Annotated in this window: 12 protein-coding genes and 2 tRNA genes; 8 read left to right on the top strand and 6 right to left on the bottom strand. The window is 67.3% G+C overall.

Annotated features, from left to right (window positions below; genetic code table 11):
* Positions 1-119 precede the first annotated feature (119 nt).
* From ACFV2O_RS10100 to ACFV2O_RS10085, 4 genes are all read left to right on the top strand, one after another.
* Positions 120-893 (top strand): fumarylacetoacetate hydrolase family protein, encoded by a 774-nt coding sequence (locus tag ACFV2O_RS10100; protein WP_355069792.1) that lies wholly within the window; start codon positions 120-122, stop codon positions 891-893.
* Between the two features lie 13 nt (positions 894-906).
* Positions 907-2,397 carry a glutamate--tRNA ligase gene (gltX, locus tag ACFV2O_RS10095; protein ID WP_379251523.1) on the top strand — a complete coding sequence of 497 codons (1,491 nt, stop codon included), beginning with the start codon at positions 907-909 and terminating at the stop codon, positions 2,395-2,397.
* Between the two features lie 115 nt (positions 2,398-2,512).
* Positions 2,513-2,584, top strand: a tRNA-Gln gene (locus tag ACFV2O_RS10090).
* 146 nt (positions 2,585-2,730) lie between these two features.
* Positions 2,731-2,803, top strand: a tRNA-Glu gene (locus ACFV2O_RS10085).
* Positions 2,804-3,635: 832 nt separating this feature from the next.
* Here ACFV2O_RS10085 and ACFV2O_RS10080 read toward each other — a convergent pair.
* The 3 genes from ACFV2O_RS10080 to ACFV2O_RS10070 all read right to left on the bottom strand — a co-directional run bounded on the left by ACFV2O_RS10080 (position 3,636) and on the right by ACFV2O_RS10070 (position 5,202).
* Positions 3,636-3,815: a DUF5302 domain-containing protein gene (locus tag ACFV2O_RS10080; protein ID WP_355069796.1), complete on the bottom strand. Its 180-nt coding sequence runs from the start codon at positions 3,813-3,815 to the stop codon at positions 3,636-3,638.
* A 151-nt stretch (positions 3,816-3,966) separates the two neighbouring features.
* Positions 3,967-4,467 (bottom strand): PPOX class F420-dependent oxidoreductase, encoded by a 501-nt coding sequence (locus tag ACFV2O_RS10075; protein WP_379251522.1) that lies wholly within the window; start codon positions 4,465-4,467, stop codon positions 3,967-3,969.
* Between the two features lie 33 nt (positions 4,468-4,500).
* The gene (locus tag ACFV2O_RS10070; RefSeq protein WP_355069799.1) at positions 4,501-5,202 is read right to left on the bottom strand and encodes an IclR family transcriptional regulator; all 702 of its coding nucleotides are present in this window, start codon (positions 5,200-5,202) and stop codon (positions 4,501-4,503) included.
* Positions 5,203-5,357: 155 nt separating this feature from the next.
* Between ACFV2O_RS10070 and leuC the strand changes: the two genes are divergently transcribed.
* The 3 genes from leuC (at position 5,358) to ACFV2O_RS10055 (ending at position 8,237) form a co-directional block, all read left to right on the top strand.
* A complete protein-coding gene (gene leuC, locus ACFV2O_RS10065) occupies positions 5,358-6,779 on the top strand; it encodes a 3-isopropylmalate dehydratase large subunit (RefSeq protein WP_379251521.1) in 1,422 nt (473 codons plus the stop codon).
* A 39-nt stretch (positions 6,780-6,818) separates the two neighbouring features.
* Positions 6,819-7,427, top strand: a complete 609-nt coding sequence (gene leuD, locus ACFV2O_RS10060; RefSeq protein WP_356961237.1) for a 3-isopropylmalate dehydratase small subunit — start codon at positions 6,819-6,821, stop codon at positions 7,425-7,427.
* Positions 7,428-7,583: 156 nt separating this feature from the next.
* The gene (locus ACFV2O_RS10055) at positions 7,584-8,237 is read left to right on the top strand and encodes an HU family DNA-binding protein (protein WP_039799597.1); all 654 of its coding nucleotides are present in this window, start codon (positions 7,584-7,586) and stop codon (positions 8,235-8,237) included.
* 184 nt (positions 8,238-8,421) lie between these two features.
* Here ACFV2O_RS10055 and ACFV2O_RS10050 read toward each other — a convergent pair whose 3' ends face one another.
* The 3 genes from ACFV2O_RS10050 to cofC all read right to left on the bottom strand — a co-directional run bounded on the left by ACFV2O_RS10050 (position 8,422) and on the right by cofC (position 12,310).
* Positions 8,422-9,387: an NUDIX domain-containing protein gene (locus ACFV2O_RS10050; protein ID WP_379251520.1), complete on the bottom strand. Its 966-nt coding sequence runs from the start codon at positions 9,385-9,387 to the stop codon at positions 8,422-8,424.
* A complete protein-coding gene (locus ACFV2O_RS10045; protein WP_355069805.1) occupies positions 9,384-11,555 on the bottom strand; it encodes an RNA degradosome polyphosphate kinase in 2,172 nt (723 codons plus the stop codon). Before ACFV2O_RS10045 ends, ACFV2O_RS10050 begins: the two co-directional genes overlap by 4 nt.
* Before the next feature lie 71 nt (positions 11,556-11,626).
* Positions 11,627-12,310, bottom strand: coding sequence for a 2-phospho-L-lactate guanylyltransferase (gene cofC, locus ACFV2O_RS10040; protein WP_355069806.1), 684 nt, complete (start codon positions 12,308-12,310; stop codon positions 11,627-11,629).
* A 31-nt stretch (positions 12,311-12,341) separates the two neighbouring features.
* On the opposite strand from cofC, the gene ACFV2O_RS10035 reads away from it, so the two are divergent.
* Positions 12,342-13,337: an NAD(P)H-dependent glycerol-3-phosphate dehydrogenase gene (locus tag ACFV2O_RS10035; protein ID WP_355069808.1), complete on the top strand. Its 996-nt coding sequence runs from the start codon at positions 12,342-12,344 to the stop codon at positions 13,335-13,337.
* Positions 13,338-13,389 lie beyond the last annotated feature (52 nt).

The following is a 13,389-nucleotide window of genomic DNA, read 5'->3' as shown; positions in this document are numbered from 1 at the left end:
TTCGACGGTTGCGGCTGTCGGGCTGCTCACAGCGCGCGCCGCCGCCGGATCCGGGCGGATTCCGTACCACCCGGTCGGGCGCGTTCGAGCAGGTGACGGTGGGTCGATAGACTCCGGGCATGCGTCTAGGTCGAGTTGCCAGTCCCGATGGAGTCGCTTTCGTCAGCATCGAAGGCGACGGAAGCGACAGCGTGGCCAAGGAGATCGCGGAACACCCGTTCGGCACACCGACGTTCACCGGCCGCAGCTGGCCGCTGGCCGACGTGCGGCTGCTCGCGCCGATCCTGGCCAGCAAGGTGGTCTGCATCGGCAAGAACTACGCCGCCCACGCTGCGGAAATGGGTGGTCCCGCGCCCGCCGACCCGGTGATCTTCCTCAAGCCGAACACCGCGATCGTGGGGCCGAACGCCCCGATCATCCTGCCGCCCAGTTCATCTCAGGTCGACTACGAAGGGGAGCTGGCGATCGTCATCGGCCGCCCCTGCAAGGACGTGCCCGCCGCCCGCGCGCTGGACGTGGTGCTGGGTTACACCGCCGCCAACGATGTGACCGCCCGCGATCAGCAGCGCCACGACGGCCAGTGGACCAGGGGCAAGGGCTACGACACGTTCTGCCCGCTCGGTCCGTGGATCGAAACCTCCCTGGACCCTTCGGATCTGGAGGTCGTCACCGAGCTCGACGGTGAAGTGCGTCAGCGCAGCCGCACTTCGCTTCTGCTGCATGACATTCCGAAGCTCATCGAGTGGATCACCACCGTGATGACACTGCTGCCCGGTGACGTCATCCTCACCGGCACCCCCGAGGGCGTCGGCCCGATGCGGGAGGGCCAGCAGGTGTCGGTGACCGTCGAGGGCATCGGAACCCTCACCAATCCCGTTGCCGCCAAACGCTGATCGAAAGAGAGCCATGACTGAAGTACGGGTCCGATTCTGCCCGTCACCGACCGGTACGCCGCACGTCGGCCTGATCCGGACGGCGCTGTTCAACTGGGCCTACGCCCGCCACCACGGTGGCGCATTCGTCTTTCGAATCGAAGACACCGATGCCGCACGGGATTCCGAGGAATCCTACCGGGCGATTATCGACGCGCTGCGCTGGCTCGGCCTCACCTGGGACGAGGGGCCGGAGGTCGGCGGGCCTTACGCGCCATATCGCCAGTCGCAACGAAAAGAACTGCACCAGGACGTTGTTCGGCGTTTGCTGGAGGCCGGTGAGGCTTACGAATCGTTCTCCACGCCGGAGGAAGTCGAGGCCCGTCATCGCGCCGCGGGACGCGATCCGAAGCTCGGTTACGACAACTACGATCGCGACCTGACGCCGGAGCGGATCGAGGCGTACCGGGCCGAGGGGCGCGCCGCCGTCGTCCGGCTGCGGATGCCAGAAGAAGACCTGTCCTGGAACGATCTGGTGCGCGGGGAGACCACCTTCAAGGCGGGCAGCGTCCCGGACTTCGCGCTCACCCGCGGCAACGGCCAGCCGCTGTACACGCTGGTCAACCCCGTCGACGACGCGCTGATGCGGATCACCCACGTACTGCGCGGCGAGGACCTGCTCTCCTCCACTCCCCGCCAGCTCGCGCTGTACGCCGCGCTGCGCCGGATCGGGGTCGCCGATTTCACTCCCGAGTTCGGCCATCTGCCGTTCGTGATGGGTCAGGGCAACAAGAAGTTGTCCAAGCGTGATCCGGAGTCGAATCTGTTCGCCCATCGCGACCGCGGGTTCATCCCCGAGGGTTTGCTGAATTATCTCGCGCTACTCGGCTGGGGCCTGTCCGAGGACCGCGACGTGTTCTCCATGGCGGAGATGGTCGAGGCCTTCGACATTTCGAAAGTGAATTCGAATCCGGCCCGATTCGACCAGAAGAAGGCGGACGCGCTCAACGCCGAGCACATCCGATTGCTGGCTCCGGGTGATTTTGCCCACCGGCTGCGGGAGTATCTCACCGGACACGGCCATATCGGCGCCGAAATCGATGAAAAAGTGTTCGCCGCGGCGGCGGAACTCGTGCAGACCAGGATTGTCGTCTTGTCCGACGCTTGGGACCTTCTGCGTTTCCTGTTCGCACCAGCGGAGGAGTTCGCGATCGACCCGGCCGCGGGGGCCAAGAATCTCGGTCCCGACGCGGCTCAGGTATTGCAGGCGGCTATTACCGCCGTGGAGCCGTTGACCGAGTGGACCACCGAAGCGATCGAAGCGGCACTGAAAAAGGCGCTGATCGATGATCTCGGGCTGAAACCGCGCAAAGCCTTCGCTCCGGTGCGGGTCGCGATCACCGGATCGCATATCAGCCCGCCGCTGTACGAATCCCTGGAACTGCTCGGCCGCGACCTCACCTTGGGCCGGCTGCGCGCGGCGCTGGACTGGAAGGAGACCGCCCAGACCGGCTCCGAAGGCTGAAAATATGGCTTTGACCAGGCGATTTGTAGTTAACCCGTAGCCGTTTGGTACTCTTCTTCTCGGCCCGGAACACGGTCTCGAGTCACCCAGACGCGAGGCTGAACGACCTGGTCATTGGGGTATGGTGTAATTGGCAACACAGCTGATTCTGGTTCAGCCATTCTAGGTTCGAGTCCTGGTACCCCAGCGGAGTGTGTTGTAAGACTTCGGTTCGCGGCCGAAATCCCTCAGCACCTGGCGATTTGGTCGCCGGGCCTCGGCCAGATAAACTAGCCGAGCCTCCTGATCGAAAGATCAACCACGGCGCTCCTCGCGACAGTGAGAAGCAGTCCTGGCCCCGTCGTCTAGCGGCCTAGGACGCCGCCCTCTCAAGGCGGTAGCGCGGGTTCGAATCCCGTCGGGGCTACACGAATGGAAGGCCCATGCTCATGGAGCATGGGCCTTTCTCGTTTCGCAGTGTCTTGTGGGGATGCAACCCCCACCCCGCGCCCGGAGGGCTTCGGCCCCGGACACTCGGCGAGGGCTTCGCCCCGCCTGGATGGTCGTGGTCCGGTGGTGTGGTCAGTGGCGGATCCGGGCCTAGCCGGGCGGCGGATCCCTTCGGAAGCTCGGCCTGTCTTCGGTGGTACCTCGCCGGAACTACTGACTGTGCCGTATCTCACTCTCGGCCGATCGGGTTCGCGCTGGACTCCGTCGGCGCTTTCGGGCTCCGTATGAAGGGGCCATGATCCAGGTATTCGGCGGGTACCAGCTATGGACCCGTCCCACCGTGGGAACCCCGCCGAGTCATCGAAGGCAGCGCGGCATCCCATGCGACGTGCTCGTGTGGACCGATTCGCATGCTGCGGCAGTCGGCCCGAGTCTCGATCCGGCGATGACCCGGATCGCACGGCAGAGAGCGTCGGAGCCGCCTGTGCGGACGGTCAGGATCGCCCACCGGCAGGATCGGGCAGTGCGGTGGTGGCGCCGAATTGCCCGTGCCGGGTCTTCCGGGTGTGGGACTTTTCGAGCCGTCCCGGTGAGTCCGGCAGTCCAGCCGAGCCGTTCGCGGGAGATGGGGGCAAATGAGCGGCCCGGCTGCGCCGGTGGCAGCGGACGGACGCAAATCGGCCGCCGGGCCGCGCCGGTCGCGGGGGACGGACGCAAATCGGCCGCCGGGCCGCGCCGGTCGCGGGGGAGAGCGGCAAAAGAAAGGCCCTCCAGCGATCTTGCTGGAGGACTTTCGCCGACTGTGCGGACTATCCGCTCTTGCGCCGGAATTCCCGCTTGTGGCCGACCGCGGAGTGCGCCGAGGACGCCTTCGACCGTCCGTCGAGGTGGTCGGCCGCGCGGGCGTTCTGCTGGTTCTTGCGCTCCAGTGCTTCCCGGAACTTGCGCTTCACCTCGTCGGCGCCGTTGGACTTACCCGAATCCGCCATCGCTGCTCCTCGTCGTCGCGGCCGCGCGCCGCGTCCTCGCGGGCGGCGGTGCCCGGCCGATTGCTGTCGAACACCCGACGCTAGCCCGTGCGAGGCGGTTGTGTCAGTTGGATTTCGCGCGCGTCGCGCGGCCCGATCGCGTTCGGGCCGGTCAGTCGAGTGCCTGCGCGGTACTGCCGCCCAGCGGTATCGCCGGAAGGCCGAGCTTGCGATGATCCCAGCTGCGCGTGCGCTCCGGCACGACGCGCACGGCGACCCGCTTGTTCAGCATGGCTTCGACCATCGGGCGCAATTCTTCGTTGTAGGGGCCGGTGTAGCGCTCCCATACGCTCACGCCGACGGCGAAGAGTTTCTCGGCGTCATCGATGATCTCGGCGCGGCCCTCGATCGAGACGCCCCGGAGTTGGTCGTAGGTGTCGCCCGCCTCGACCATGCAGGTGACCCGAGGATCGCGGCGCAGATTCACCGCCTTCTGCGATTTGGCCTTGGTCTCGAACCAGATCTCGCCGTCGATGAGCGCGTACCACATCGCGGTCAGGTGCGGCGTGCCCTTCGGTCCGATGGTCGCCAGCGTCGCGATCCGGCTGCGCTGCAGGAACTCGGTGATCTCGGTGTCGGACATCACGATCTGTGCCCGTTGATTGACTCCCATGGGGCAACTCTAGAGAGTCCGGACTGAAACAGGTTACAGGCGCTTGTGCAGCGCCTCGGCCGCCGCGACCAGATCCGCCGCCCACCGCGCGCCCGGCCTGCGGCCCATCCGATCGATCGGCCCCGACACCGAAACGGCCGCGACCACGGCGCCGCCCGCGTCGCGCACCGGCGCGGAGACGCTGGCCACGCCTGCCGCACGCTCGGCCGCGCTCTGCGCCCACCCGCGCTTGCGCACTTCGGCCAGCGCGCGTTCGCCGAACACCGCGTCGGCCAGGATGGTGCGCTGCAGTTCCGGGTCGGCCCACGCCAGCAGTACTTTGGCCGCCGACCCCGCGGTGAGCGGCAGCCGCGCCCCGATCGGCACGGTGTCGCGCAGTCCGACGGGAGGTTCCAGCGCCGCGACGCAGACGCGGGCGTTGCCGTCGCGGCAGTACAGCTGGACGCTCTCGCCGGTGATCTCGCGCAGCCGGGGGAGGATGGCCGACGCGGCCTCGAGCAGTGGATCGTTCGCGCTGGTCGCGAGCTCGGCGAGGGCCGGCCCCGGCCGCCAGGTGCCGTTGCTGTCGCGCGCGAGCAGGCGATGCACTTCCAAGCCGACGGCGAGACGGTGTGCGGTGGCGCGGGGCAGACCGGTGCGCGCGCACAGCTCGTTGAGACCCGACGGATGCTCGGCTACGGCGTACAGGACCGCCACTGCTTTGTCGAGGACGCCGATGCCGCTATGCTGTCTCATAGAACGATACTAGCGTCTCGGATGTTGAGAAATCCACCTCCATGGATCCTTCCTCTCGGCGTTCGGACCAGGCGCAGCTATCCCAACTTGTGCAACCGTCGCCGCGTCGGAGTCCAGATCGCGGAACGGCTGCTTCGTCCGAAAGGTGATCGACAATGGCCGAACCGCGCACGCTGGCCGAGAAGGTATGGGACCAGCACGTCGTCGCTCGCGGGGAGGGCGAGGGTGCCTCGCGCGAACCGGACCTGATCTACATCGACCTGCATCTCGTCCACGAGGTGACCAGCCCGCAGGCCTTCGACGGACTGCGCGCGGCGGGCAGGCCGGTGCGACGGCCCGATCTCACGATCGCGACCGAGGACCACAACGTTCCGACGATCGATATCGACAAGCCGATCGCCGACCCGATTTCGCGCACCCAGGTGGAGACGCTGCGGCGCAACTGCGCGGAATTCGGTGTGCGGCTGCACCCGATGGGCGACCTGGACCAGGGCATCGTGCACGTGGTCGGGCCGCAGCTGGGCCTGACCCAGCCGGGCACGACCGTGGTCTGCGGCGACAGCCACACCTCGACGCACGGCGCGTTCGGGGCGCTGGCGATGGGCATCGGCACCTCCGAGGTGGAGCATGTGCTTGCCACCCAGACCCTCTCGCTGCGCCCGTTCAAGACGATGGCGATCACGGTGGACGGCGCCATGCCGCCCGGCGTGACGAGCAAGGACCTGATCCTGGCCGTCATCGCGAAGATCGGCACCGGCGGCGGACAGGGCTACGTCCTGGAGTACCGCGGCGAGGCCATCCGGGCCATGTCGATGGAGGCCCGAATGACGATCTGCAACATGTCCATCGAAGCGGGCGCGCGGGCAGGCATGATCGCGCCGGACGAGACCACCTACGAATTCCTCAAAGGACGGCCGCACGCGCCGCAGGGAGCCGATTGGGACGCCGCGGTGGCCGCCTGGGAGGCGCTGAAGACCGACGAGGGCGCTGTTTTCGACGCCGAGGTGCACATCGACGCCTCCGAGCTGACTCCGTTCGTCACCTGGGGCACCAACCCGGGTCAAGGCGCCCCGCTGGGCGAGGCGGTGCCCGACCCCGCCGCCATCGCCGACGAGGTGGCTCGCGAGTCCGCGGAGAAAGCTCTGCGTTACATGGACTTGGAGCCGGGTACTCCGCTTCGACAAGTGCCGATCGACACCGTATTCGTCGGCTCGTGCACCAACGGACGCATTGAAGATTTGCGTGCGGTGGCCGGGATTTTGAAGGGACGTCATGTCGCCGACGGCGTGCGAATGCTGGTTGTACCGGGCTCGATGCGGGTTCGCGCACAGGCGGAAAAAGAAGGACTCGGGGAGATTTTCACTGCGGCGGGCGCCGAATGGCGGCAAGCCGGCTGCTCAATGTGCCTGGGAATGAATCCGGACCAGCTCGAGCCAGGCCAGCGTTGCGCGTCCACCTCGAACCGCAACTTCGAGGGCAGACAGGGCAAAGGCGGCCGTACGCACCTCGTTTCTCCCCTCGTAGCGGCCGCGACGGCGGTCCGTGGAACTCTGTCATCGCCTGCGGATCTGGACTGACCGGCCCCGATTCCCTCAATCAAACCCAGGAGATTCGTTATGGAAGCCTTCACTGTGCACAAGGGCATCGGGGTGCCGCTGCGCCGCTCCAATGTCGATACCGATCAGATCATCCCGGCGGTCTACCTCAAGCGGGTGACGCGGACCGGATTCGAGGACGGGTTGTTCGCCGCATGGCGCACCGATCCCGACTTCATTCTGAACATCGCGCCTTACAACAGGGGTAGTGTCTTGGTGGCGGGTCCGGATTTCGGTACGGGATCGTCGCGTGAGCACGCCGTTTGGGCGCTGTCGGACTACGGCTTTCGGGTGGTCATCTCATCCCGGTTCGCCGACATCTTCCGCGGCAATGCGGGCAAGGGCGGTCTGGTCGCCGCTCAGATGTCACAGAACGATGTCGAAATGCTCTGGAAGTTGCTCGAGGAACAGCCCGGCTTGGAATTGGTTGTGGACCTCGAGGCGCGCACGGTGACGGCCGGAACCGTCGTGTTGCCGTTCGATATTGATGACTACACCAGGTGGCGTCTGCTGGAAGGATTGGATGACATCGGCCTGACGCTGCGCCGGGAGGACGCGATCGCCCGGTTCGAAAAGGCAAGGCCAACATGGAAACCCACTACCCTGCCTGCACATATTTCGCAGACGTAATCACCCCCGCCGGTTAGCTGGACACCCGGAGTTGCGGTAGCTGGACGTGTGCTAAACCACATGAATTTTGGCGTGGCACATAGACTCTTGCCCAAAGTGGGTTTACCGTGGTACCTAGTCGGTCCGACGACGGGCCATTAGTCTGCGGAGGATTCAATGAACAAGGCGGAACTGATCGACGTTCTGACCGAAAAGTTGGGTACGGACAGGCGCACGGCCACCGCGGCAGTCGAGCATGTGGTCGACACCATCGTGCGCGCGGTGCACAAGGGTCAGAGCGTCACTATCACCGGATTCGGTGTGTTCGAACAGCGTAAGCGTGCGGCTCGCGTCGCGCGGAACCCGCGTACCGGCGAAACCGTGAAGGTCAAGCCCACTTCGGTGCCCGCGTTCCGTCCCGGCGCTCAGTTCAAGGCGGTGATCGCGGGTAAGCAGAAACTGGCCGCGACCGGGCCCGCCGTCAAGCGCGGGGTGAATGCGCCGGTGTCGGCGAAGAAGGCGGCGGCGAAGAAGACGGCGGCCAAGAAGACCGCCGCCAAGAAGTCGACGCCGACCAAGGCGCCCGCCAAGACGACGGCCCGCAAGGCCGCCGCCAAGGCTCCGGCGAAGACCACCGCGCGCAAGACGACCGCTACGAAGACCGCTGCGAAGAAGGCGCCCGCGAAGAAGACCGCGGTCGCGAAGAAGGCTCCGGCCAAGAAGACGGCCACCAAGGCCACGGCGGCCAAGAAGACCACCACCGCTGCCGCCAAGAAGACCACCGCGAAGAAGACCGCGGCCAAGAAGGCCTCGACTCGCGGAACCCGCTGATCTCGAGCCACCGCCGGATCGGCGCTGAATGCGTGGCCCCACGACTGGGCCCATTCGCCTCAACGTCGAGACGGCCCCGGGAGACACCCGGGGCCGTTTTCGGCTGTCCGCCTACCGAGAACCTCACGGCCGTGGCCGCCACTCGGCGCCCGCCGACCCGCGCGGTGACGCGGGAGCTGCCGGTCTAATCCGACCGCACCACGTAGGCTGACAGCGATCGATCCAGATGGTCGGCGGCCACCAAGCGATGGCCGACGAACGACAGCACCCACACACTGCCCTTGCGATTGCGCGCCGACGGCAGCGCGATTCCATCGCGTTCGGCCAGCCATCCCAGCAGATCGGGGATCACCTTGCCCTGACTGCAGACGACACGAATGGCTTTGTCCGACACCAGGGCTCGAAAACGTTCCCGGGCGTCGTCCGGGTTTTCGGCGTACCCGGTCTCGGAAAGCAATGGCTCCTCGATGATTTCGACACCGAGTTTCTCCGCCAACGGCGCCACGGACTGCACGCAACGCAGTGGTGGAGCCGAATAGACCTCAGATGCGCCGAACGCCAAGAGGTTCGGCGTGAGCGCCTGTGCCTGCGCCTCGCCCTCGCGGTCGAGCGGACGCTGCTCGTCGGGACCGTTGAAGCGGTCCCTGCGGCCTGCTTTGGCATGCCGCACCAACAGCAGAGTGTCGGTGCGCGCGGGCAGCCGGGTGAAGGCGCGCACCACCTGCCGGTCCATCGGATACGACAGTTGGTCCATCACCCGATCCAGCGGATGCCAGCTGAGCACGTCCACCTCGGAGTTGACGGTGAACTCCCCGCCCACCTGTTCGGCGGCCCAATAGTCGACCCGCTTCAGCTTGCGGTGGCCGGGGATCGGGTAGGTCACGTGGCCGAGGTAGCGGCCGAGCCTGCTCTCCAGCCCGGTTTCCTCCCGGACTTCGCGGACCGCGGCCAGCACCGGGGTCTCGCCCGGGTCGAGTTTGCCCTTCGGCAGCGACCAGTCCTCGTACTTGGGGCGGTGGACGATCGCGATCTCGATCGCACCCGAGGACGACTCGCGCCACAGCACCGCTCCGGCGGCGTGGATATTGGCGGTGACGCGGGGATCCCAGAACGGGCCCCCCTCTTGTTCGAACCCCGTTTTGGCGTTCACTGCTGATCTGGCCTCCGCAGCCGCATCAAGAACTCCTGATGGTCTCTGATCTTGTCCCCGTCGCCGGACACGCCCGGCGACGCCTGCCACGTGCCGTCCGGTTGCAGCACCCAGCAGCGCGTGGTCGGCGACAGAGCCGAGTCGAAGACTCCGCCGAGTTGTTCGGTCAACCGCGGATCCTTCACCTGCGCCATCACCTCGACCCGGCGATCGAGGTTGCGGTGCATCATGTCGGCGCTACCGATCCAGTACTCGTCCTGCGCCTGGAAGTGCAGGATGCGGGAATGCTCGAGGAACCGGCCGAGGATCGAGCGGACCTCGACGTTCTCGCTCATCCCTGGCACACCGGGGCGCAGGCCGCAGATGCCGCGCACCACGATCTGTACCGGCACGCCCGCCTGGGAGGCCCGGTACAGCGCGTCGATGACCTCCTCGTCGACGATGGCGTTGGCCTTCAGCCGGATTCGGGCGTCCTTACCCTCACCCGCCAGATCGGTCTCGCGCTGGATGCGCTCGATGATGCCGGAGCGCACGCTGTGCGGGGCGACGAGCAGATTGCGGTAGTTCTCTTTCCGCGAGTAACCGGTCAGCGAATTGAACAGGTCGGTCAGGTCGGCGCCGATTTCGGGTGCGGCGGTGAGCAATCCGACATCCTCGTAGAGGCGCGCGGTCTTCGGGTTGTAGTTGCCGGTGCCGATGTGGCAGTAGCGCCGGATGGTGGCGCCCTCGCGGCGCACCACCAGGCAGGTCTTGCAGTGGGTCTTCAGGCCGATGAGGCCGTACACCACGTGCACGCCGGCCTGTTCCAGCGCGCGGGCCCATTTGATGTTCGCCTGCTCGTCGAAGCGCGCCTTGATCTCGACCAGGGCGACCACCTGCTTGCCCGCCTCGGCGGCGTCGATGAGCGCGTTGACGATCGGGGAGTCACCGGAGGTGCGGTACAGCGTCTGCTTGATAGCGAGCACCTGCGGGTCGGCGGCGGCCTGTTCGATGAACCGCTGCACGCTGGTGGAGAACGAGTCGTACGGATGGTGCACCAGCACGTCACCCTCGCGCAGCGCGGCGAAGACGTTGCGCGGCGTCTCGCGCTCGCCGAACGCGGGCGGGGTCGCGGGAACGTACGGAGTGTCCTTCAGATTCGGCCGGTCGACGCCGTACACCTGCCAGAGGCAGGACAGGTCGAGCAGGCCGGGCACCTGGATGACGTCGTCGGGGTCGACGTCCAACTCGCGTAGGAGCAGATCGAGCATGTGCTCGGTCATGTCGTCGGACACCTCTAGTCGCACCGGCGAACCGAACCGCCGCCGGGCCAGTTCCCGCTCCAGCGCCTGGAGCAGGTCCTCGTCGCGATCCTCGTCGACTTCGAAGTCCGCGTTGCGGGTGATCCGGAACGAGTGGTGCTCGACCACCTCCATGCCGGGGAACAAAAGGTCCAGGTGCGCGGCGATGAGCGCTTCCATCGGCAGGAAAGCCGCGATCGGGGAGCCGGAGTCGGTGCGGCGCACGCGGACGAACCGGTCGACGTTGTCGGGGACCTTGACGCGGGCGAAGTGCTCGCCGCCGGTCGCGGAATCCTTTACCGTCACCGCGAGGTTGAGACTCAGCCCGCTGATGTAGGGGAAGGGGTGCGCCGGGTCGACCGCGAGCGGGGTGAGGACCGGGAAGACCTGATCCTGGAAGTAACCCGAAAGGCGACTGCGTTCGTCCTCGTCCAGGTCGCTCCAGTCGATGATCGCGATGCCCTCGGCGGTCAACGCGGGCAGCACGCTGTCGAGGAAGACGCGGGCATGCCGCACCGCGATCTCCTGGGTGCGCGCGGCGATCAGTTCCAACTGCTCGCCGGGGGAGCGGCCGTCGGCCGAGCGCACCAGCAGGCCGGTCTCGGCGCGGCGTTTCAGCCCGGCCACCCGCACCATGTAGAACTCGTCGAGATTGGACGCGAAGATCGCCAGGAACTTCGCACGCTCCAGCAACGGCAGCGACTCGTCCTCGGCGAGGGCGAGCACGCGGGCGTTGAAGTCCAGCCAGCTCAATTCGCGATTGAGGTAGCGATCGCGTGGCAACCGCGCCGCCGACGAGTCGGCGGACAGGGGTGTCGCCGCTGGGGGTGGCGTGGGAAGCAACGGCTGCTGCTTGACGGTTTCCGTATCGCTCACGTCACCGATCATCCCCTACCGGAGAGGTCGTGTGCATCCCGCGACCGTGATCGTCATGTGTCTCACGCCACCATGGCGACCGGCTAGCACACGTGTGGAACGTGTTCGTGAACGCCGCCCGGCCAGCCGATGTCGTGCAGGACAGCACGCGTCGCGTTTCCGGCCCCGAGTGCCACCGCGCGGTCCAGATCGGCGGGGGTGTCGACGTCCAAGCGCAGGCCCGGCCAGTCCCCGGTGAGATCGACCGCGCCCGCGTCGATATGGCTGCGTGCCGACCCGGGACCGAAACGGGGATCGAGCGCGGCGACCGGGTCGCGAACCACGAGCGCGGCGGTGCCGCTGCCCTCGTGATCGATCACGATCGAGCGCAACCCGCGCGGGGCGGCGGCGAGCATGTCCGACAGTTCTTCCGGGCGCAGCGCGGGCAGATCCGCCTGCAAAGCGAGCAGATCGATCGGGCCGTGCGCGCCGCGCAACGCGGCGGCGGTGGCGGCGAGCGCGGTGTTCAGCCCGTCGGCGTGCCGCTGACGCGGTTCCGGATGGACTTCCGCGCCCAACGTGCGGGCCAGGTCCGCGACGGCGGGGTCGGGCGTGACCACGGTGACCGATACGACCTCGCCGACCGCCGCGGTGGCGGTCACGGTGTCGGCGAGCATGGCCAACACCAACCGGGCCCGGTGCTCCGGGCGCAGCCGGTCGGCCAGTCGGCTCTTGGCCTGATCGAGGCTCTTGACCGCGATCACGGCATGCACGGCGTGCGGGCGCATGCGAGCAATCCTTCCATGGCATATTGGGCTGATGACGAGGGCGGCAGTGCTGGGCGCGGGATCGTGGGGCACCGCGTTCGCGAAGGTGTTGGCGGACGCGGGAACCGAGGTCACGATCTGGGCCCGGCGGCCCGAGGTCGCCGCGACGCTGGCCTCCGAACATCGCAATCCCGATTACCTGTCGGATATTCCGCTGCCGCCGGTCGCGGCCACCCACGACCCGGCGGTGGCGCTGGACGGAGCGGACATCGTCGTGCTGGCGGTGCCGTCGCAGTCGCTGCGGGCCAACCTCGCGGAGTGGAAGGGGTTGATCCCGGGCGACGCCACGCTGCTGAGTCTGGCGAAAGGCATCGAGACCAGGACGCTGCTGCGGATGAGCCAGGTGATCGAGGAGGTCACCGGGGCCGATCCGAGCCGGATCGCGGTGCTGTCCGGACCGAACCTGGCGCGCGAGATCGCGGTGGGCCAGCCTGCCGCGACCGTGGTCGCCTGCTCGGACAACGATCGCGCGGTGGCGGTGCAGCACGCCTGCGCGACCGGATACTTCCGTCCCTACACCAACACCGACGTGGTCGGCTGCGAGATCGGCGGCGCGTGCAAGAACGTCATCGCGCTCGCCTGCGGCATCGCGTCGGGAATGGGACTCGGCGACAACTCGATCGCCAGCCTGATCACCCGCGGTCTCGCCGAGATCATCCGGCTCGGGGTGGCCCTCGGCGCGGAGCCGGTGACGCTCGCGGGTCTGGCCGGCGTCGGAGACCTGGTCGCCACCTGTACCTCCCCGTTGTCGCGCAACCGGTCGTTCGGGCACGTGCTCGGCGCGGGCGGATCCATGGACGCTGCCCAGTCGGCCACTCATGGCCAGGTCGCCGAGGGTGTGAAGTCCTGCACATCGGTGCGCGCGCTGGCCGAGCGGCACGGCGTCGAGATGCCGCTGACCACCGCGGTGCACCAGGTCTGTCACGAAGGGCTCTCCGTGCGCGAAGCCGTCGGCAACCTGCTCGGGCGGCGGATGAAGCCCGAGTGAGCCCGCTCCGCCCCGGCGGGAGTGTCCGGGACGGTCAGCGGTGGGAGTGCGC

Origin of the sequence: Nocardia sp. NPDC059691 (genome assembly GCF_042733915.1) — a bacterium.
GTDB lineage: Bacteria > Actinomycetota > Actinomycetes > Mycobacteriales > Mycobacteriaceae > Nocardia > Nocardia sichangensis.
The sequence above is the reverse complement of the archived record's forward strand: the minus strand, read 5'-3'. Positions and strand labels throughout refer to the sequence as shown.